Raw genomic sequence first — 17,435 nt, 5'->3', positions numbered from 1 at the left:
GGATGATTTTGATCACCATATATATACGATATACTCTAGATCAGTTTTGATTTGAATTAGGTGACTTGTGGAACGTTGGCTTGAATTTATGGGGAATCACCCCTTTTTGTTTGGTACGTTAGGGGTTTTGCTGGTGTTGTTTTTCATTTTTGAAGGACAGCGAAATGGCCGCAAAATTTCACCGCAGTCACTTGGAATTCTGGTCAAGGCAAAAAATGCCATGCTGATCGATCTGCGTGATGCTAAAGATTTTCGTGAAGGCCATATTAGTGGTAGTCGAAATATCCCTTATAGCCAGATCGCCAATCATGTTGATGAATTAAAAGCGACAGAACGTCCTTTAGTTTTTATCTGCAATCTGGGTCAGGTTGCAGGTAGTGCGCTACAGAAAGTTGGACATAATGACAGTTACCGTCTCGACGGTGGCATTAGCAACTGGAAAGCCCAAGGTTTACCCTTGGTAAAAGGTAATAAAACCACCAAAGCTTAAGGAGATATTTTATGGCTGCTGAAGTAACAATTTACTCAACCACCTTCTGCCCGTACTGTGTACGTGCTAAACAGCTTCTTGAGCGTAAAGGTGTAGCATACAAAGAAATTAACTTATCAAATGAAGCACCTGAAGTACGTGTGGAGTTGATGCAGCGCACTAATCATCGTACTGTTCCACAAATTTTTATTAAAGATCAGTTTATCGGTGGTTTTGATCAGCTCTATGCTCTTGAGCGCGAAGGTAAACTCGATAGTCTTTTAGCTTAACCCGTTTCCATATCAAGGATATAAAGAATGAGTGAAGAACAACAAACTCAACCACAACTTGCCTTAGAGCGTATTTATACTAAGGATATTTCTTTTGAAGTACCAGGGGCACAAGTATTTACTAAAGAATGGCAGCCTGAACTGAATATCAATTTATCCTCTTCCGCAGAGAAAATTGATCCGACTCATTTTGAGGTTTCACTCAAAGTAGTAGTTCAAGCGAACAATGCCGGCGATACTGCGTTTATTGTCGATGTAACCCAGTCAGGCATTTTTTTGGTAGATAATGTTGAGGAAGAGCGTCTTCCTTACATTCTGGGTGCTTATTGCCCGAATATCCTATTTCCGTTCCTGCGTGAAGCTGTAAATGATATGGTTACTAAAGGTAGCTTCCCGCAATTGCTTTTAACTCCAATCAACTTTGATGCCGAGTTTGAAGCTAATATGCAACGGGCTGCCGATGCTGAAGGTCAGGCTTAATTACCAGCCTGTAAAAAAAAGACCGCAATCTGCGGTCTTTTTTATTAACTGTTTTTTATACATCAGGATACAGCGGCATTTTGATGCAGTGCATCAGCGACAGCCTCAACCAGCTGCTGGGCAATTTCCTGCTTAGACGCCTTTTCCAGCTCACGTTTTTGCAGATGATACTGCTCGGCAAAAAATACAATCATGGCATTTTCATCGGAAGCAAAACCGATGTCATTCCGTGATACATCATTACAAGCGATCATATCCAGCTTTTTCGCAATCAGCTTCCCAGCTGCATACTCTTCTACATTACGGGTTTCTGCTGCAAAACCGACCATAAATGGGCGCTTTTGCTGCTGGGCAATAGTTGCCACAATATCGGGATTCTTAATCAGGGAAACATTCAGCTCATCGCCGGCTTTCTTGATTTTATGCTCAGCAACTTCTGCTACACGATAATCGGCAACAGCTGCGGTGGCGATAAAAATATCACAGCCTTCTTCCAGCATCTGCATACTGTGTTCTAACATCTGAACTGCTGAAGATACATTAATGCGTCTTACCCCATTAGGCGTATCCAGACTTACCGGGCCAGCAATTAAGGTAACTCTAGCTCCTGCTGCATAGCAGGCCGCGGCCAGAGCAAAACCCATCTTTCCGGTACTATGGTTAGAAATATAGCGTACCGGGTCAATCGCTTCGCGGGTCGGACCTGCTGTAATGACCACATGTTTGCTGGCCAGAAGACCAAATTTTTCAGCAATGGCACGCTGGGCTTTATGAAAATAGTCTTTAACCTGACGGGCCAGATCTTCTGGTTCCGGCATGCGACCAAGTCCGACATCACCACAAGCCTGAGCACCTGCTTCTGGCATAACCACATGAACACCATCTTCAACCAGTGTCGCCAGATTTCGTTGTGTAGCTTTTGCTGCCCACATTTGCTGGTTCATTGCTGGCGCTACCCAGACTGGAGCTTTAGTCGCCAGATATAAGGTACTCAGCAAATCATCGGCAAGACCGGCAGCGAATTTTGCCAGTGTATCGCAGCTGGCGGGTGCAACCAGAACCAGATCTGCCCAGCGTGCCAGTTCAATATGCCCCATTCCTGCTTCAGCTTCAGGGTCTAAAAGTTCAGTATATACCGGATTACCTGAGAGGGCCTGGAAAGTCAGCGGTGTGATAAAAGCCTGGGCACCATGCGTCATCACTACTCTGACATTAAAACCATAGTCTTTTAGCCGGCGGACCAGAATAGCAGATTTATAGGCGGCGATTCCGCCCGTGACAGCGACAATAATATTTTTATTTGAAATTACACTTAAATCAAAGCTCACGAACAGTAATCCTCTGTTGCAGTGCCGCTCACAATAGCATTAAATATCTGCTGACCCAAGCCTCTCGGCTGGAAATATAAAAACGAAAATAAACAAGAAAAGTGAACTATTATGCAAAATTCAATCAAGCATTGGCCGGAACAGGAACGGCCCAGAGAGCGGCTATTACAGCAAGGAGCACAAAGCCTTTCCGATGCAGAACTTCTGGCCATTTTCCTGCGTTCCGGTTCTAGACAGCATTCAGCAGTGGAGCTGGCACGACAGATGATTCAGCATTTTGGTGGCCTGAGTCCGGTATTTGATGCCGAACTAAGTGACCTAAGCCAGTTCCATGGCATGGGACCTAGTAAATATTCACAACTCATGGCAGTTAAAGAGTTAGGACGGCGTTACCTCCAGCAATATTTCCACCAGCCCCAGCTCGAGCTTAACTCTTCAGCTCAGGTGTTAGACTATTTACGTTACGAACTGCTGGGAGAACGGCAGGAAGTTTTTGCAGTGCTCTGTCTGGATAATGACCTGCGCAAGCTCAGTTTCAAGAAATTATTTTTTGGTTCACTGAATCATTGTGCCGTATCTATCAACCAGATTTTGCGCTATGCCTTAAAACAGCATGCTTGTCATCTGGTTATTGCACATAACCATCCTTTTGGACAGCCACAACCTTCACCGGCTGATCTGGAACTTACACGGCAATTATCTCAGGCCTGTAAGTTAGTAGAAATTGTCCTGCTTGATCATTTTATTATCTCTCCAGAATGCAGTTTTTCCTTTGCTGAGCAGGGCTTATTCAATACTTCAGAACAGGTCGAGAATAAGGTTGACAAAGCTGGTTGAAGCCGTAAAGATCAGCTTAAACCCAGTGACGTTTTAGCAGATATGATTGTCCGCGAGCAACCCGATGTTTTAAAGTTATTATTTTCTTGGCGCGGTACAATTCTACCTAAAATTCTGCCGCCGCTTGGGATTGTTATGCTCATCTCAGCCATTGTAGGCGGAATTGAATATATTGATCTGTATCGCTTTCCGGAAGTTCCTTTAGCCGGTTTTACTTTAATTGGAGTAGTACTTTCGATCTTTCTGGGTTTCAAAAATACCGCCTGTTATGACCGTTGGTGGGAAGCCCGGCGTCTCTGGGGTATTCTGATTGCCAATGCCCGCCATTTTGACCGTGACTGCCGTGTACTGCCACAGGCACGTCGTGAACGTATTATTCAGCACGTCATTGTATTTGCCAATGTATTACGTGACCGTTTGCGTCATCAGACTGCTAATCCTACTGAACTTTTGCAGACCAGCGGTATGTCACAACAGGCACTGACCCAGCTTTATCAGCACCATAATGCGCCGCAGTATACTTTGAGCCTGATTCAGTGGGAACTGTTGCTGGCTTTAAAAGAAGGCGAAATTTCCGACATCATCTATACACAGATGAATCAAAATGTAGCAGCACTGAGTGAGGTCCAGACTGGTTGCGACCGGATTGCCAATACGCCTCTTCCGTTTGCCTATTCGGTTTTGCTTAACCGTACTGTTTATTGTTTCTGTTTCTTGCTGCCTTTTAGTCTGGGCCAGACTTTAGGTTTGCTTACCCCATTTCTGGTCGGGCTGCTGGCCTATACATTCCTGGGGCTTGACGCACTGAGTACAGAACTTGAAGAACCGTTTGGCACCCAAAGTAATGACTTACCGCTAGACTCAATGGTACGACTGATTGAAATTGAACTGCTCGGCACTTTAGGTAAGCCTACGCCTCCCCCAATTCAGGCACAGGACGATAATCTTCTTTAAACAGGTTTATAGCGAAAAACTTTCCCAAATCCCAATCTGGTCTGGGCGGAGTGAAGGTACATTGCCCAGTTTGAGCCAAGGCATGTTTTCACCATGATAATCACTACCAATTGAAACTTTCAGTGCATACTGCTGAATCAGCCGGTCAATCATCTGGCGAGTAGAAGTCGGGTCACTGGCCGGTGGCAATTCGATGGCATCCCCGCCAGACTCTGCAAATAACTCGACCAGATAACGGATATTGGTGGCCGACAAGGTATAACGAGTTGGATGAGCCAAAACTGCAAAACCACGACTGGCATGTATAACTTGAATGGTTTCGGCCAGCCCTAGACCTTCAAAATTTACAAAAGCTTTTTTCCCCTCTTTTAAATAACGGTCAAAAGCCTGCTGTGGCCGGGATACAATCTGTTGCTGTACCAGCGCTTTGGCAATATGTGTTCGGGTAATCCGGTCAGGTTCACCTTCAACCAGCGCCAGAACCTGCTCATAAATATCTACCTGAATAATATCGGTGAGCAGATGACAAATGTGTCTGGCACGTGCTGCACGTATACGTTTTTGCTGCTCAAGCATTTGCAATAATGGGGCCGGATTTTGCATGCCCAGCGCGACCACATGTACACCATAACTCTTTTTGGTGGCAGGGCGTGACCACTGGCTTGAAATCTCTACACCAGGAATAATCCTGAGTGAGTAAGGAGCCTCAAGTGTCATGCTACAGGCTTTAGCCCGCTGGATGCCGTCCATATTGTCATGATCTGTAAGGGCCAAGGTATGAACACCTGCTGCAACAGCAGCATGCACCAGCGCCTCTGGAGACAAAGTTCCATCAGAAATATTGCTGTGTGTATGTAAATCTATGCCGTGCATCTCTTATACTATGCTATTTATTTAAACAGAACTGATACTCTAACATGAAAGCGCTTCTGGACTTTGTTCCACTGATTATTTTCTTTTATCTGTACAAGACGGTTGAACCAGATGATACCCAACATCCACTTTTACAACTGATCGGCTCTGCGGGCGGTGTAGATAACAATAATATTCTGGTGGCGACCACAGGACTCATCATTTCCATGTTGGTGGTGTATGGTGCTTTATTTGTCATGCAAAAATTCCGTCTGGATAAACAGCAGTGGATTGTGCTGTTTATGACCGTAATTTTTGGTGGTATCACTTTAATGCTTAGCGATGATTTTTATATCCGTCTGAAGGCAGCTATTTTGAATCTGGTCTTTGCCGGAGCTTTCCTTTTGTCGCCATTTTTCGGTAAAGAACGTAAACCCCTGATCCAGCGTTTATTTGGTCCTATTTTCAACCTGACCGAAAAAGGCTGGAAGAATCTGAACTTTGCTTGGGCTGCCATGTTTGTAGTCATGGCCTGCCTGCATATTTTCTTTGCCTTTATCTGGATGAATGGAAAATATTGGGGAGAATTTACGGCATTTGGTGACATGATTGTTATGTTTTCCTTTATCATTATTCAGTTCATAGTCTTACGTAAACACTTTAAGTCGCCCGAAGCTTAAGGTGTGTCATACAGGTCAAAAATTTCATGCCTTTATTTGTATTAAGCTGTACCGATCACGAGGGTACAGTTGAAAAACGTCTCGCCACACGTCCTCAACACATTGAACGGTTACAAAAGCTAAATGACGAAGGCCGCCTGATCGTAGCAGGTGCGATGCCTAAAGACCCTGCTGATCCTCAGGCAGGTTTTTATGGCAGTACTATGATTGTTGAGTTTGATAGCCGTGAAGCACTGGATGTCTGGCTTAAAGAAGAGCCTTTTCTAAAAGCTGGTGTTTATGCGCATATCGATATTAAGCCTTTCAATAAAGCCTTTCCTCAAGGATAAATTCATGCGTGTTGTAGTCCAAAGCTGTCTGGGCATTCTATTTTTTTGTTCTACCGCCTGGGCTGTTGAAGCAGTCAGTGAACCTGTAGCAGCTGCACCTGTAACAGCCCCACTAAATGCTAATACGGCTAACCGACCAGCCGCTATGGCTGTCGCTGCAACAGTTGCCCCTACAGGCCAACCTCAGGAAGTCCGGCCTTTAACAGCTGAACAACTCGCCAAAAATAAGGCCTTGCAAGATGCCAAGATTAAAACACTGATCAAAGATCAAGGTATACGCCTGCAACAACTGGAAAAAGCCAATCTGGACGCGCTGGCACAAAATCAGGAACTGCAATTAAAAAATGATAGCCTTGCTGTACAGGTTCAGGTTTTACAGAGTGAACGTAGTGCCCAGATGTTTCTCTACGGCGCAGCAACTTTAGCTGTAGGCGTATTGATGGGTTTTCTTATTGCAAGTTATGTATACACCAAGCGCCGGCGTCAGTGGTAATTTCCACTTTTTCTCTGCATAAATAAAGGGTTTTATGGTTTGTCCTATCCGATTCAAACAGCTGCTTTAGACTGGCAACTTATCGATAATATTGAGGTACCGGTATCCCGACAGTTTGGAGATGTCTATTTCTCTAAAGATAACGGTCTGCTGGAAACACGCCATGTTTTTTTAAATGGCAATGACTTGACTGAACGCCTCGCTACCTTAAGCGACTTTGAATATTTCTGTGTAGGTGAAACCGGTTTTGGTACTGGACTGAATATTCTAGCGTTATGGCAACTTTGGCAACAGGTCAGACCTGATAATCATAGCCATCTGCATGCAGTCAGTGTAGAGAAGTTTCCGCTTGGTAAACCTGATCTGATCCGTGCATTAAAAGCTTGGCCAGAACTTGCTCCTTTAGCCGAGCAGCTGCTCCAGCAGTATCCCTTACTGATTGCAGGCTGTCACCGGCTGTCATTTCCTGAAGAACGCTTTAGCCTTGACCTGTGGCTGGGAGATGCACATGATATGTTCCCCCTTATGGAAAAGACAGCATCTGTAAATGCCTGGTTTCTGGATGGCTTTGCGCCTTCTTGTAATCCGGATATGTGGGAAGAACAGGTTTTAAATCATATTATCCGTTTATCTGACCATGGTACTACATTTGCTTCATTCAGCGTCGCCGGTGTTCTCAAGCGGGGGTTACGTAGTCACGGCATTCAGGTTACACGTCCACGTGGTTTTGGTCATAAGCGTGAAATGTTAAAAGCGATCTGGCAGCCGTCCGTTGCCGATGCTGCAACTGAAAAGCAGGAAAAACCAGAGAGTCTGACTTCAGGGCAACTCCCCCCCCGAATAGCTGTTAAAACAACTCATCGGCAAAAACAGATCGCTGTGATTGGTGCAGGTATTGCCGGACTAAGTGTAGCCTGGTCTTTTGCCCAGCGTGGCCATCAGGTTAAACTGTTTGACCGCAATGCGCCTTTAGCTGGTGCCTCTGGAAATCCACTTGCCCTGTTAAATCCGAAGCTCAGCCAGATCGAAAAAAGTCATACCCATTTAATGACAGTTACTTGGCAATATGCACTTAATTATTATCAGCAATTTAGAGCTTTCCGGCCATTACAGATTCACCAGATGGCTTTAAAAGAAGGCGAACAGCTCTTGAGTCTGGCAGAACAATATCCGGATGAATTACTTACAGTACAAACTGCTCAATGTCACCCGCTTTCTACACAGTCTGAAAGTCTACGGCTTAATCAAGCTGGCGGTGTCTCTCCACATCTGTTACGTGACCAGATTTTAGAACATTCACTGATCCAGTTTGCGCAGGCAGCCGTGGAACGTATTATTCCGCAAGCTCAAGACACCGTCTTATATGATGCCAACGGTAAATCTCTGGGTAAATTTGACCATGTGGTGGTGTGCTGTGCTCGACAGAGCCAGTCACTGCTCAGCAATTGCCCGAAACTACGGCCAATTCGAGGGCAAGTAAGCTGGGTCAATAATACGGTACAACCTCTGAATATGCAGGAAGCCATCAGTTATGGCGGTTATTGTCTGCAATTTGATCCTGAAAATCTGCTTCTTGGCGCTTCGTTCTTACCAGGCCGTGAAGATGATGAAGTCCTGGCTGAGGATCATCAGCATAATGCAGAACTTCTTGCAAAAGTATTTCCAGAATATGCAGCCACTTTACCACCTATAGAAGCTTGGCAGGGCCGTGCCTCTATTCGTGCCCAAACTATGGATTACTTTCCCCTGCTCGGCAAAATAGAGTCTGATACAGAAATTTATACTTTTTCCGGTTTAGGCTCTAAAGGTTTTCTGTATGCACCCTTATGCAGTGAAATACTGGCCGCATTGGTATTTAAAGAAGCCTGCCCTGTACCGGCCAGTGTAGTACAGAAGCTCAACCCTCAACGGTTTCAAAAACGTTTAAAACAGCAAAGAAATTCTTGAATCAACCAGCCTGTGCGAAGCTGGACAGTACAGTACTCATAGCCTGAAAAAAAGCGCCCTCTCTGGGGCGCTTTTTTCTATCCTTCTTGTTCCAAAGGCAATCCTGCATCACGTGCTGCTCGGGTCCCCCCCATCAATACCACGTATTCACGCGAGTCATCAATGCTTTCAAGCATTTCAGCCGCACGCGGGGCTTTACTGCCACCACCGCACAGGATATAAATCGGTTGATCCGCTGCTACCTGAGACAAGCTTTCTGCGCTCAGATCATTGATAGGCTGATTGATCGCACCTCGAATATGACCTTCTGCATATGCACCTGTGTCACGGACATCCCAGATAACAGCATTTTCTGGGAACTCAAATGTAGTAATTTCTTGTTTACGGATCATTGCGCACTCCTTTGATGTAAACAATACTTGGCAAATGAAGAAAACATCCCTAGCATCTCAGATATTCTTTCCCTTTGTAAAGGTCTAAACCATGCCATCTTTCGATATTGTATCCGAATTAGAGTTATTTGAAGTTAATCACGCTGTTCAAAATACCCAAAAGGAAATTGCAACCCGGTTTGACTTCCGCGGCCAGGATGTTTCCATCGAACTAAATGAAAAAAATAAAGAAATTAAAATTATCACAGAAAGTGATTTCCAATGTGAACAAGTGTATAGCATGTTAGAGAATCACTTTTATAAACGTAAAATTGATGTACAGGCACTCGATCCCCAAAAAGCGACTGCTTCAGGAAAAAATGTAGTCCAGGTGATCAAACTTAAAGATGGCCTTGACTCAGATACGGCAAAAAAAATTAATAAAGCCATTAAAGAAAGTGGGATTAAAGTGCAATCATCGATTCAGGGTGACAAAATCCGTGTAACAGACAAAAAGCGCGATACCCTGCAGCAGGTAATGAACTTTCTGCGTGAGCAGCAGTTTGGCTTGCCACTACAATTTAACAACTTCAAAGATTAAGACACTATTGCTTGCAAGAGAAACCTCATGGCCCATAATAATCGCTTGTCCAGACTGATCAAGACCACCTCAAAGCTTCCTAAAGGCCTGCGCAGTACTTTGTGGAGTAGAGCATTTGGTCGGGTGGTGCCAATGGTAGGTACAGCAAAGATTCGTTATCTTGAAGTAACCGCATCCAAAGTGGTAGTCATTATGGCGAATCATCATACCATGCAGAACCATATTGGTCAGATTCATGCCTGTGCCATGACACTTCTTGCCGAAACTGCTACTGGTTTTGTAACTGCAATGAATGTTCCTCAAAATGCTATTGTACTGATTAAAAGTTTTAAAATTGACTTTAAACGGCCCACTCAAGGAGCGATGACCGCTGTAGCAACTTTGTCTGCTGAACAGCAGCAGATGATGCAAACCTCGGAGAAAGGCGAAACGCTCGTTACAGTCTCAGTGGTAGACGAGTCTGGTGAAGAGCCCATTCAGTGTGAAATGCTGTGGGCCTGGGTCGCTAAAGATCGGCTTAAACCGTCTTAATGACAATTATAAAAAATCCCAGATTATGTCTGGGATTTTTATTTTAAACCTGTTGTGACTCTAAAAACTTCTGCTTAACCTCTTCTGGAATTATGCGTTTATTACCTTTTACGTCTACAGCGACAAAAGTAAAAACTCCTTCTGTAACACGTTTAGCTGGCCGTGATGAATCATGGCTATCCCAGACTTCAATCTGCATCTGGATTGAAGTATTACCAACTTTTAAAATTTTGGTATAACAGCTAATTACATCGCCCACTTTAACCGGTACCAGAAAAGTCATCTGGTTAATCGAAATAGTGGCGCATCGTCCTTTACTAAAACGTTCAGCATGAATTGCACCAGCTAAATCCATCTGTGAAACGATCCAGCCACCAAACACGTCTCCGCTCCAGTTGGTATCAGCAGGCATAGCAATTGTTTGAAGAGACAATACCCCTTCAGGTTTTAGATTAATATCTGACACATTAACTCCGGACTTTAAGTTGCTGATCCAGCCATTGTTGTAACTCGGCAGATCGAAGGGCGCCACTTATTCTAGCAACTTCTGTGGTTTTATTCATCAGTACCAGGGTCGGGATACTTCTGACATTAAATGCAGCACTTAAGCGTGGAGAAGTCTCGGAATTAATCTTGGCAAAAATAACATGCGGGTTATGTTTGGCAGCCTCAGCAAAATGCGGCGCCATCATTTTGCATGGCCCACACCAGTCGGCCCATAGATCAATCAGTACAGGCAGGTCACTATGACTCATGAAATTACTAAAATTCTGCTCAGTTAACTCAATTGGTGCTCGTGGAAGCAAGGCAGCATGACATTGTCCACAATTCGGAGCTGCATCAAGCTTTTCCTCTGGTACACGATTTTTTGCACTACAGCTTGGACATACAAGAATCATTCATTTTCATCCAGTCAATGTATATGAAAATTTTAATGCGAGTATGCCCGACTTTTCAAATGGTATTATTTTATAAAAACAGAAACTCTAAATCTGCCCTCAGCCCATATATGATTAAAAAACCTTCCAATCAAAAATATTCATCAGATCCATTAATATTTTGTTGGGAAAAATTTATTAATTTTCTACCGATTTCGACGCATAATCTTGCTTAATGCTATCATGTCTGCATAAATTCCTTATGAGTCTATGGAGTAAAAAAATGAGCGAGAATGTAGGTTTTGCAGGCCAGATTGGCCCTGATCATGTGTCCCAAGTAGTTGAAAAAGGTTTCAGATCGATCATCAATAACCGTCCAGATATGGAAGGTGGTGCTGAACAGCCTACCAGTGCACAGATTGAAGAGGCCGCTCGAGCTGCGGGCCTAGATTATGTCTATCAGCCTGTTGTTGCTGGCCAGATCAGTGAACTTGATGTGCGCACATTTGCAAATCACTATAATGAACTGCCAAAACCTATTTTAATGTTCTGCCGTACTGGCAATCGCTCAAATAACCTCTATCAATTAGCAAAACAGATGGACCTGCTGGATGACTAAATACATATGCGCCCTTCTGCTCAGTCTGGGCTGGTGTGGAAGTGCCATCTCTTCAGTCAATGCTGCTGTTACTGACCAGGCCATCAGCAAACCTTTAAATGAAGAGGTTAGCGTAGCCGGACAGATGGATTTGGTAAAGTTTCAGCAGTTACTCAAGCAGGGTTTTAAATCAGTCATTGTTAACCGGCCCGACGGTGAGCTCGGCAATCCTGTAACCGTAAATCAGCTCCGGACTGTTGCAGAAAAGTCTCATGTCAGTCTGATTTACCAGCCTGTTGAAAGTGTAAAAGTTTCACAGCCGGATATTGTTGAGTTTGCTCGTTATTATAATAGCCTGCCTAAACCGATTCTGCTGATCTGTCATAGTGGGGGGCGCTCGACTGCTCTATTTAATCAGGCCAAGCAACAGGGATTATTACGTGAATAAAATTTTACTCGTTCTTTTATGTTCACTTACCTTGATGGGCTGCAGTTCTATGAATGTACGCCCAACTGTTGGGGTAAGTGTGGGAACCTCACTTTAATTTTCAGATACTGACATTCATAAAAAAACAGCGCCTAGGCGCTGTTTTTTATTTTTAATTAACGGATGGTATATTCTACTGATTTGATCTTTCCATTAGGAGCTGTTATACCCAGAATAATAGTGTCTCCTGCAGCACACTCTTTTAAGCGATATTCATAATTGACTTGTTCATTATTCCTAAAAGCTGAAGGTGTTTTTAAGTCAAATACATTAGGTACAGTCGCTCCACCTGCTCTTAATTCAGCTGAACATGATAACTCATTGTTTTTAGTATTATCCTCAACTTTAACTGCAACTGTGGTTCCTGTAGGCATCGGAACTGATCTAGCACTATTACCAAAAAGCTTGAATGAGAACTGCGTATTTGAAAGACTAATATCAGAAATAGTAGGAGTATCTGTAGCAAAAGCAAATAATAATTGCTGACGAATAACTGCATCCAAGTTATTGTCACAAGTAGAAGGTATATTAGGTTGCACAAATTTAGAATCAGTACAAGCTGTACCACTAGCTCCGCGTTTATAAAGAAACTCGCCCAAGTTAGAATTGTAGATATTATCTTCATTATCATCGCGGAAGAAGTCACCAATATTAGAGCTAAGCTTATCTATGCCAGCTGTATATAAGTTATCGCCATCTAAATCCTCATAGGTTTTATCTCCCTCTACATAAGCTAACACAGTCACACGATTGTCAGCAGGACGAGGATTCTGGGTAATCAGTTTTACAGTACAAGCGCCCCCTACTGTAGAACAATTAGGCATTATACTTCCGCCTTCTGCAACGAAACTGATGCTCGTACCATCGGGTACAGGATTACCGACTCTATCAACCATACGAGCTACAATTGTAGCAGAATCTCCATCTACATCATTTTGAAGCGAGTTTTTATCTACTGAGAGACTTAGTCCATCTTGAGTCACACGCCCCGTAGAGATAGTAACGTTTTTAGACAGTGCAAAAATATTAGAATTTAAAGCTAATGAGGCTTTGATTTCTACAGGCCCAGGTTTATTACCTGGATATAAATTAATAATTACTTTACCAGATGAGTTACTTTTGACAATTTTAGTTAAGCGATTACCTGGCGTAATGAAGCTTATATCTTCTGGCCCTCGCATAAGCTCAATTCTGACATCCTGATTGGTAGCCGGTTTTCCATTAGAGTAAATCGTATATTCAATCTGGCCAGAAGATGCAGATCCACTTCTTTGTATGCCAAGATTTACCGGATCTGAGCTGTAAACTATTGAGTTAGCCTGTATGTTCGCAATATTAACTTGAATACTATTGCTTATAGCTGTATTACTGCCAGTTGCAGTGATAGTCTGTAAACCTTCACACAAGTTACCATTTGCATTAACTGCTGTATAAGTTGTAGTAATATCGCCTTGATTTGAAGAAACCATAGAACTTGGTTCAAATTTTCCACAAGTTGCACTAAAGTTTACAGTTACATCGTTCTGATTAATACCTGTTACTGCATCTTGAGTTTTTAAAGTAATATTTGTAGAAGCACCTGATTCCAATAGTGTACTTTCTGCAGTCATGTTAGCTAAAGTTATATTAGAAGCCTGTAAAGTGAAATAATAGGGAGAAGAAGTTGACGATATACCATTATAAATTACAGTGGCAGAAATCTGGTGACTTCCTGTATCTGTAGTATTTGATGGTTTAAGAGAAATACTGGCTTCACCTTCAGCATTAGTTAAGACAGCATTATTAGTGGTGCCAAATGTGACACCTGAACCTGAAAAAGTAACTAAAGCACTGCTTATAGCTTGACCAGAAGCATTAGTTACTTTAACTTTTGCTGTAGCGCCTTGCACTGTAACGGTACGGGTCAATAAATTGTTAGTATCATAGAGCTCAATATTACTTATACGAACTTCAGCTGTAGTCCCCCCATCGGTCGAGCCTGACCCATTTCCAGACCCACCATCTTGATTAAAATATCCGTCACTTCCACCTCCACCACAAGCGACCAATACAATTGAACTCGTGAGTAGAGTTATATTTACCCCAAGTTTTTTTAATTTGATTAAATAGTTAGACATTTATAGACCCTATATTTCTTGTAAAATTCAAATCATTTAAAAATTGATTACTTATAAGTGAAATTTACTTAAAATAACATTTTTTATCAATCTGATTCTTTATTAATACCTTTCTTTAATTAGTTTTAACAAAAGATACAGACCAAAAATTACAACAATATATGATGAAGCCTTGAATATAAAAAATCTTTTAAAATAGGTAGATAAATGTACGATCTTATTATTGTTGGGGCAGGCACAGCCGGCATCGGTGCCTATAAGGAGGCAATTAAACATACACAAAATATTTTAATTATCAATGATGGCTCTTGGGATACTACATGTGCCCGTGTAGGTTGTATGCCAAGTAAAGTTCTGATTTCTTCAGCTAACCGGATGCATGACATACATCATGCAGATGAAGTTGGCTTAAAAGCTAAAAGTAAGATTAATACAGCTCACGTCATGCCACATGTACGACGGCTCAGAGATCAATTTGTAAAAGCTACTCTGATGGATGTAAAAAGCTGGAATGAAGCTCATAAAATCTCTGGACAGGCACATTTTATTAATGCCAACACCATAGAAGTGAATAGCCAGCATTATCAGGCTAAAAGCTTTATTCTTGCAGTTGGCTCAACTCCAAGCTTCGATATTAAATGGAAAAAAGAACTTCAGGATCGTTTAATTACATCAGATGATATTTTTGAGCTCGAGACTCTACCCAATTCACTGGCCGTAGTGGGTAGCGGTGTAATTGCCCTTGAGCTCGCACAAGCCATGCAACGTTTAAATGTAAAAACAACCATATTTGCACGTAGTCAGCGGATAGGTAATTTAAGCAGTCCAGAACTTCAGAAAATCGCCCAGCAGGAATTTGCTAAAGAGTTATGTATTTTATATAACACCTTACCTGAACAGGTAGTAAAAACAGAGCATGGGGTAAAGTTAAGTTATCAGCAGAATGGAAAATTTAAAGACTTAGAAGTTGATTATTTGTTAGTAGCTACCGGAAGGAAAAGTCTTCTAAATACATTAAAACTTGACCAGATTCACTCTGATTTTAAAGATATTAAAAATCTTCCTGTTCATCCAGAAACCAAACAGCTTACAGAGTACCCTATCTTTATAGTAGGCGATGCATATACAGATACTCCCATTCAGCATGAGGCAGCACAAGAAGGCAAGCTTGCTGTACATAACTGTTTAAGTTACCCCCATATTCAACCTATAAAATTATTTACGCCCCTATCTATTGTATTTAGCCAACCAGAAATGGCTATAGTTGGAAAAAGTTATCAACAACTGGTTAAAGCAGGCTCTCAATTTGTGACTGGAGAAGTTTTTTATGAGAAACAGGGAAGAGCCATCGTATTAGGAAAGAATATGGGCAAAGTTGAGGTATACGTAGATAAACAGACTAAACAATTACTGGGTGCAGAACTATTAGTAAACAATGCTGAACATTTTGCCCATCTGCTAAACTGGATGATGGCCGAAAATATAACTGTTGATCGCTTACTTGCAAAACCATTTTATCACCCAACTATGGAAGAAGGATTAAGAACAGCATTAAAGCACGCACGCAGACAATTAAATGTCCTAAATTAAATAAAGCCATGAATAAGAATTCATGGCTTTACTCTAGTCTTATATAAAACTATTTATTTTTCTGCTCTGAAATATCCATAATGAGCCGAGTAGCCATATATAAACGTGGAACAATACTTTCTACCAGAATATATTCGGCCTGATTGGAATGGGCTCCATATCCTGAAACTCCCATTCCTTCGATGACTGCTGCTTTGGAATCCAGCGCAGCAAAGGCAGCATCTGTCCCTCCACCTGTTGCCTCAGTTAGAATATTTAACGGCTGTTTGAATTCTTGCAAATAAATTTGTTGGGCCTGCTTGGCAATTGATAGAGCTTGCTCACTTGCAGATAAAGGAGGCCGGCGCAATTCAAATTTAACTGCCACTTGGCTGTCTTTTAATTTTTTATTTTTTATCCGCTCAGCCAATATTCTTTCAACTTTCTTAAAATCGGCATTGTCTAAGGCACGTACATCTGCCTGGGCTTGAGCCTCTTCTGGTATTACATTACGGGTTCTGCCAGCTGTAGCAACTGTCCAGTTTAATTTTAAACCTGTTTTAGCATCAGACAGATCCTGCAGCTGTAATATCTGGTGAGAAAGCTCAGTTAATGCATTTACCCCATCTTCAGGCTTAACACCCGCATGAGAGGCCTTACCTTTAACCTCTAAATAGGCAGCGCCAATACCGCTGGTAGCCAAGCGTAAACTTCCATCTGTTCCCCCACCCTCAAATGAAAATATGACATCCTGCTGTTGAGCAATTTTACTAATCAGTTTACGGGAACCTGGCGAACTGATTTCTTCATCTGAATTCATCAATACTGTTATGGTGCCGTAGTCCTGATAGTTTAATTTTTTAAGTATAGACAGAATATGAATAATCGATGCAACTCCCTGCTTGTCATCAATGATTCCCAAGCCATATGCTTTATCACCTTCAATACGAAATGGCTGTTTTGCTAACGAGCCTTTCGGATAAACTGTATCCATATGCGCAATTAGCATAATATTAGTTTGCCCCTTACCTTTATGGGTTGCTTTCACAACTGGTCCCACTTGCTCGGGCGTATCATCCATACGATAAATATCGTGATTAGTAATAATTTCTACTTGAGCACCCGTATTTTTAAGTTGTTGCGCTACCTGCTTGGCAATTATATTCAGCCCTTCTATATCGCGGCTACCAGACTCAATATTTACTAAAGTTTTTAAAGTATTTAAAAAAGGCTGCTTTTGTGACTCAGCTACTTTTATTAATTCTTGAGCTGAGGCGGCATGACTGATTGAAGTACAAATAAAAAGTGATATACCTATACCTATGCCATATTTTAATTGTCTTTTCATTTAATAATAATCCCTATCAATTTATCTGCTTTATAAATACAGCTCATAAGCTGAAGTTTAAATAAGTGAAAAATCAATATAATAATTTATTTATTAAAAGTAACTATTATTTTATATAACCCCTGCGCATAAAAAAAGCCCCCTCATGTGAGGGGGCTTTTTAGAATAATGAGCTGGCGATGACTTACTCTCACATGGGTAACCCCACACTACCATCAGCGCTAAGAGGTTTCACTTCTGAGTTCGGGAAGGGATCAGGTGGTTCACTCTTGCTAT

General features: G+C 42.1%; 21 protein-coding genes and 1 rRNA gene. 14 read left to right on the top strand and 8 right to left on the bottom strand.

Features of this window, described 5'->3' with window-relative positions; genetic code table 11:
- The first annotated feature begins 67 nt into the window (after positions 1-67).
- From N518_RS0109495 to secB, 3 genes are read left to right on the top strand one after another with little or no spacing between them, the layout of a single operon-like run.
- A complete protein-coding gene (locus N518_RS0109495) occupies positions 68-490 on the top strand; it encodes a rhodanese-like domain-containing protein (protein ID WP_005018472.1) in 423 nt (140 codons plus the stop codon).
- An 11-nt stretch (positions 491-501) separates the two neighbouring features.
- Positions 502-759 (top strand): glutaredoxin 3, encoded by a 258-nt coding sequence (gene grxC, locus N518_RS0109490; protein ID WP_005018469.1) that lies wholly within the window; start codon positions 502-504, stop codon positions 757-759.
- 27 nt (positions 760-786) lie between these two features.
- Complete coding sequence (gene secB, locus N518_RS0109485; RefSeq protein ID WP_005018466.1) at positions 787-1,239, top strand: protein-export chaperone SecB; 453 nt, start codon at positions 787-789, stop codon at positions 1,237-1,239.
- Between the two features lie 62 nt (positions 1,240-1,301).
- Here secB and coaBC read toward each other — a convergent pair whose 3' ends face one another.
- A complete protein-coding gene (coaBC, locus tag N518_RS0109480; protein WP_005021342.1) occupies positions 1,302-2,567 on the bottom strand; it encodes a bifunctional phosphopantothenoylcysteine decarboxylase/phosphopantothenate--cysteine ligase CoaBC in 1,266 nt (421 codons plus the stop codon).
- A gap of 111 nt (positions 2,568-2,678) precedes the next feature.
- Between coaBC and radC the strand changes: the two genes are divergently transcribed.
- A complete protein-coding gene (gene radC, locus N518_RS0109475) occupies positions 2,679-3,404 on the top strand; it encodes a RadC family protein (RefSeq protein ID WP_005021340.1) in 726 nt (241 codons plus the stop codon).
- A gap of 42 nt (positions 3,405-3,446) precedes the next feature.
- Positions 3,447-4,358: a bestrophin family protein gene (locus N518_RS0109470; RefSeq protein WP_005018461.1), complete on the top strand. Its 912-nt coding sequence runs from the start codon at positions 3,447-3,449 to the stop codon at positions 4,356-4,358.
- A gap of 6 nt (positions 4,359-4,364) precedes the next feature.
- On the opposite strand, the gene N518_RS0109465 is transcribed toward N518_RS0109470, so the two are convergent.
- Entirely contained in the window at positions 4,365-5,231 is an 867-nt protein-coding gene (locus tag N518_RS0109465; protein WP_005021326.1) for a PHP domain-containing protein, read from the bottom strand.
- Positions 5,232-5,275: 44 nt separating this feature from the next.
- Between N518_RS0109465 and N518_RS0109460 the strand changes: the two genes are divergently transcribed.
- From N518_RS0109460 to mnmC, 4 genes are read left to right on the top strand one after another with little or no spacing between them, the layout of a single operon-like run.
- Positions 5,276-5,890: an inner membrane-spanning protein YciB gene (locus N518_RS0109460; RefSeq protein ID WP_005018456.1), complete on the top strand. Its 615-nt coding sequence runs from the start codon at positions 5,276-5,278 to the stop codon at positions 5,888-5,890.
- A gap of 26 nt (positions 5,891-5,916) precedes the next feature.
- Positions 5,917-6,219, top strand: coding sequence for a YciI family protein (locus N518_RS0109455; protein ID WP_005018454.1), 303 nt, complete (start codon positions 5,917-5,919; stop codon positions 6,217-6,219).
- Positions 6,220-6,223: 4 nt separating this feature from the next.
- Positions 6,224-6,712, top strand: a complete 489-nt coding sequence (locus N518_RS0109450; protein ID WP_005018451.1) for a hypothetical protein — start codon at positions 6,224-6,226, stop codon at positions 6,710-6,712.
- Positions 6,713-6,751: 39 nt separating this feature from the next.
- Positions 6,752-8,659, top strand: coding sequence for an FAD-dependent 5-carboxymethylaminomethyl-2-thiouridine(34) oxidoreductase MnmC (gene mnmC, locus N518_RS0109445; RefSeq protein WP_005021323.1), 1,908 nt, complete (start codon positions 6,752-6,754; stop codon positions 8,657-8,659).
- Between the two features lie 77 nt (positions 8,660-8,736).
- Here the strand turns inward: mnmC and N518_RS0109440 are convergent, their stop codons facing one another.
- Entirely contained in the window at positions 8,737-9,051 is a 315-nt protein-coding gene (locus tag N518_RS0109440) for a rhodanese-like domain-containing protein (RefSeq protein ID WP_005018447.1), read from the bottom strand.
- Between the two features lie 91 nt (positions 9,052-9,142).
- On the opposite strand from N518_RS0109440, the gene N518_RS0109435 reads away from it, so the two are divergent.
- Together N518_RS0109435 and N518_RS0109430 are read left to right on the top strand one after the other, a co-directional pair.
- Entirely contained in the window at positions 9,143-9,631 is a 489-nt protein-coding gene (locus tag N518_RS0109435) for a YajQ family cyclic di-GMP-binding protein (protein ID WP_005021321.1), read from the top strand.
- Positions 9,632-9,658: 27 nt separating this feature from the next.
- Positions 9,659-10,162 (top strand): DUF4442 domain-containing protein, encoded by a 504-nt coding sequence (locus N518_RS0109430; RefSeq protein WP_017401159.1) that lies wholly within the window; start codon positions 9,659-9,661, stop codon positions 10,160-10,162.
- Positions 10,163-10,205: 43 nt separating this feature from the next.
- Here the strand turns inward: N518_RS0109430 and N518_RS0109425 are convergent, their stop codons facing one another.
- Together N518_RS0109425 and trxC are read right to left on the bottom strand one after the other, a co-directional pair.
- Positions 10,206-10,574: an acyl-CoA thioesterase gene (locus tag N518_RS0109425; RefSeq protein ID WP_171071758.1), complete on the bottom strand. Its 369-nt coding sequence runs from the start codon at positions 10,572-10,574 to the stop codon at positions 10,206-10,208.
- A 55-nt stretch (positions 10,575-10,629) separates the two neighbouring features.
- Positions 10,630-11,061 (bottom strand): thioredoxin TrxC, encoded by a 432-nt coding sequence (gene trxC, locus N518_RS0109420; RefSeq protein WP_005021316.1) that lies wholly within the window; start codon positions 11,059-11,061, stop codon positions 10,630-10,632.
- A 262-nt stretch (positions 11,062-11,323) separates the two neighbouring features.
- Here trxC and N518_RS0109415 point away from each other — a divergent pair, with 262 nt between their 5' ends.
- Together N518_RS0109415 and N518_RS0109410 are read left to right on the top strand one after the other, a co-directional pair.
- Complete coding sequence (locus tag N518_RS0109415) at positions 11,324-11,659, top strand: TIGR01244 family sulfur transferase (RefSeq protein ID WP_005018435.1); 336 nt, start codon at positions 11,324-11,326, stop codon at positions 11,657-11,659.
- A complete protein-coding gene (locus N518_RS0109410) occupies positions 11,652-12,086 on the top strand; it encodes a beta-lactamase hydrolase domain-containing protein (protein WP_005021315.1) in 435 nt (144 codons plus the stop codon). The genes N518_RS0109415 and N518_RS0109410 overlap by 8 nt, the downstream gene beginning before the upstream one ends.
- Before the next feature lie 155 nt (positions 12,087-12,241).
- Here N518_RS0109410 and N518_RS0109405 read toward each other — a convergent pair whose 3' ends face one another.
- Positions 12,242-14,242 carry an Ig-like domain-containing protein gene (locus tag N518_RS0109405; RefSeq protein WP_005021314.1) on the bottom strand — a complete coding sequence of 667 codons (2,001 nt, stop codon included), beginning with the start codon at positions 14,240-14,242 and terminating at the stop codon, positions 12,242-12,244.
- A 207-nt stretch (positions 14,243-14,449) separates the two neighbouring features.
- Here N518_RS0109405 and N518_RS0109400 point away from each other — a divergent pair, with 207 nt between their 5' ends.
- Positions 14,450-15,832, top strand: coding sequence for a dihydrolipoyl dehydrogenase (locus tag N518_RS0109400; RefSeq protein ID WP_005021313.1), 1,383 nt, complete (start codon positions 14,450-14,452; stop codon positions 15,830-15,832).
- 49 nt (positions 15,833-15,881) lie between these two features.
- On the opposite strand, the gene N518_RS0109395 is transcribed toward N518_RS0109400, so the two are convergent.
- Both N518_RS0109395 and rrf read right to left on the bottom strand, forming a co-directional pair.
- Entirely contained in the window at positions 15,882-17,159 is a 1,278-nt protein-coding gene (locus tag N518_RS0109395) for a M20/M25/M40 family metallo-hydrolase (RefSeq protein WP_005021312.1), read from the bottom strand.
- A 171-nt stretch (positions 17,160-17,330) separates the two neighbouring features.
- A 5S ribosomal RNA gene (rrf, locus tag N518_RS0109390) occupies positions 17,331-17,435 on the bottom strand; the annotation flags it as partial.

It is taken from the genome of Acinetobacter sp. UNC436CL71CviS28, assembly GCF_000620525.1.
In the GTDB taxonomy this organism is placed as follows: domain Bacteria; phylum Pseudomonadota; class Gammaproteobacteria; order Pseudomonadales; family Moraxellaceae; genus Acinetobacter; species Acinetobacter radioresistens.
Note: the sequence above shows the minus strand (reverse complement) of the source record. Positions and strands in the feature narration are given on the sequence as shown.

Bases quoted from the DNA above. Each gene is read 5' to 3' on its own strand.
- grxC (WP_005018469.1), top strand. From the start codon at position 502: ATGGCTGCTGAAGTAACAATTTACTCAACCACCTTCTGCCCGTACTGT.
- secB (WP_005018466.1), top strand. From the start codon at position 787: ATGAGTGAAGAACAACAAACTCAACCACAACTTGCCTTAGAGCGTATT.
- radC (WP_005021340.1), top strand. From the start codon at position 2,679: ATGCAAAATTCAATCAAGCATTGGCCGGAACAGGAACGGCCCAGAGAG.
- N518_RS0109470 (WP_005018461.1), top strand. From the start codon at position 3,447: ATGATTGTCCGCGAGCAACCCGATGTTTTAAAGTTATTATTTTCTTGG.
- N518_RS0109465 (WP_005021326.1), bottom strand. From the start codon at position 5,231: ATGCACGGCATAGATTTACATACACACAGCAATATTTCTGATGGAACT.
- N518_RS0109460 (WP_005018456.1), top strand. From the start codon at position 5,276: ATGAAAGCGCTTCTGGACTTTGTTCCACTGATTATTTTCTTTTATCTG.
- N518_RS0109455 (WP_005018454.1), top strand. From the start codon at position 5,917: ATGCCTTTATTTGTATTAAGCTGTACCGATCACGAGGGTACAGTTGAA.
- N518_RS0109450 (WP_005018451.1), top strand. From the start codon at position 6,224: ATGCGTGTTGTAGTCCAAAGCTGTCTGGGCATTCTATTTTTTTGTTCT.
- N518_RS0109440 (WP_005018447.1), bottom strand. From the start codon at position 9,051: ATGATCCGTAAACAAGAAATTACTACATTTGAGTTCCCAGAAAATGCT.
- N518_RS0109435 (WP_005021321.1), top strand. From the start codon at position 9,143: ATGCCATCTTTCGATATTGTATCCGAATTAGAGTTATTTGAAGTTAAT.
- N518_RS0109430 (WP_017401159.1), top strand. From the start codon at position 9,659: ATGGCCCATAATAATCGCTTGTCCAGACTGATCAAGACCACCTCAAAG.
- N518_RS0109425 (WP_171071758.1), bottom strand. From the start codon at position 10,574: ATGCCTGCTGATACCAACTGGAGCGGAGACGTGTTTGGTGGCTGGATC.
- trxC (WP_005021316.1), bottom strand. From the start codon at position 11,061: ATGATTCTTGTATGTCCAAGCTGTAGTGCAAAAAATCGTGTACCAGAG.
- N518_RS0109415 (WP_005018435.1), top strand. From the start codon at position 11,324: ATGAGCGAGAATGTAGGTTTTGCAGGCCAGATTGGCCCTGATCATGTG.
- N518_RS0109410 (WP_005021315.1), top strand. From the start codon at position 11,652: ATGACTAAATACATATGCGCCCTTCTGCTCAGTCTGGGCTGGTGTGGA.
- N518_RS0109405 (WP_005021314.1), bottom strand. From the start codon at position 14,242: ATGTCTAACTATTTAATCAAATTAAAAAAACTTGGGGTAAATATAACT.
- N518_RS0109400 (WP_005021313.1), top strand. From the start codon at position 14,450: ATGTACGATCTTATTATTGTTGGGGCAGGCACAGCCGGCATCGGTGCC.
- N518_RS0109395 (WP_005021312.1), bottom strand. From the start codon at position 17,159: ATGAAAAGACAATTAAAATATGGCATAGGTATAGGTATATCACTTTTT.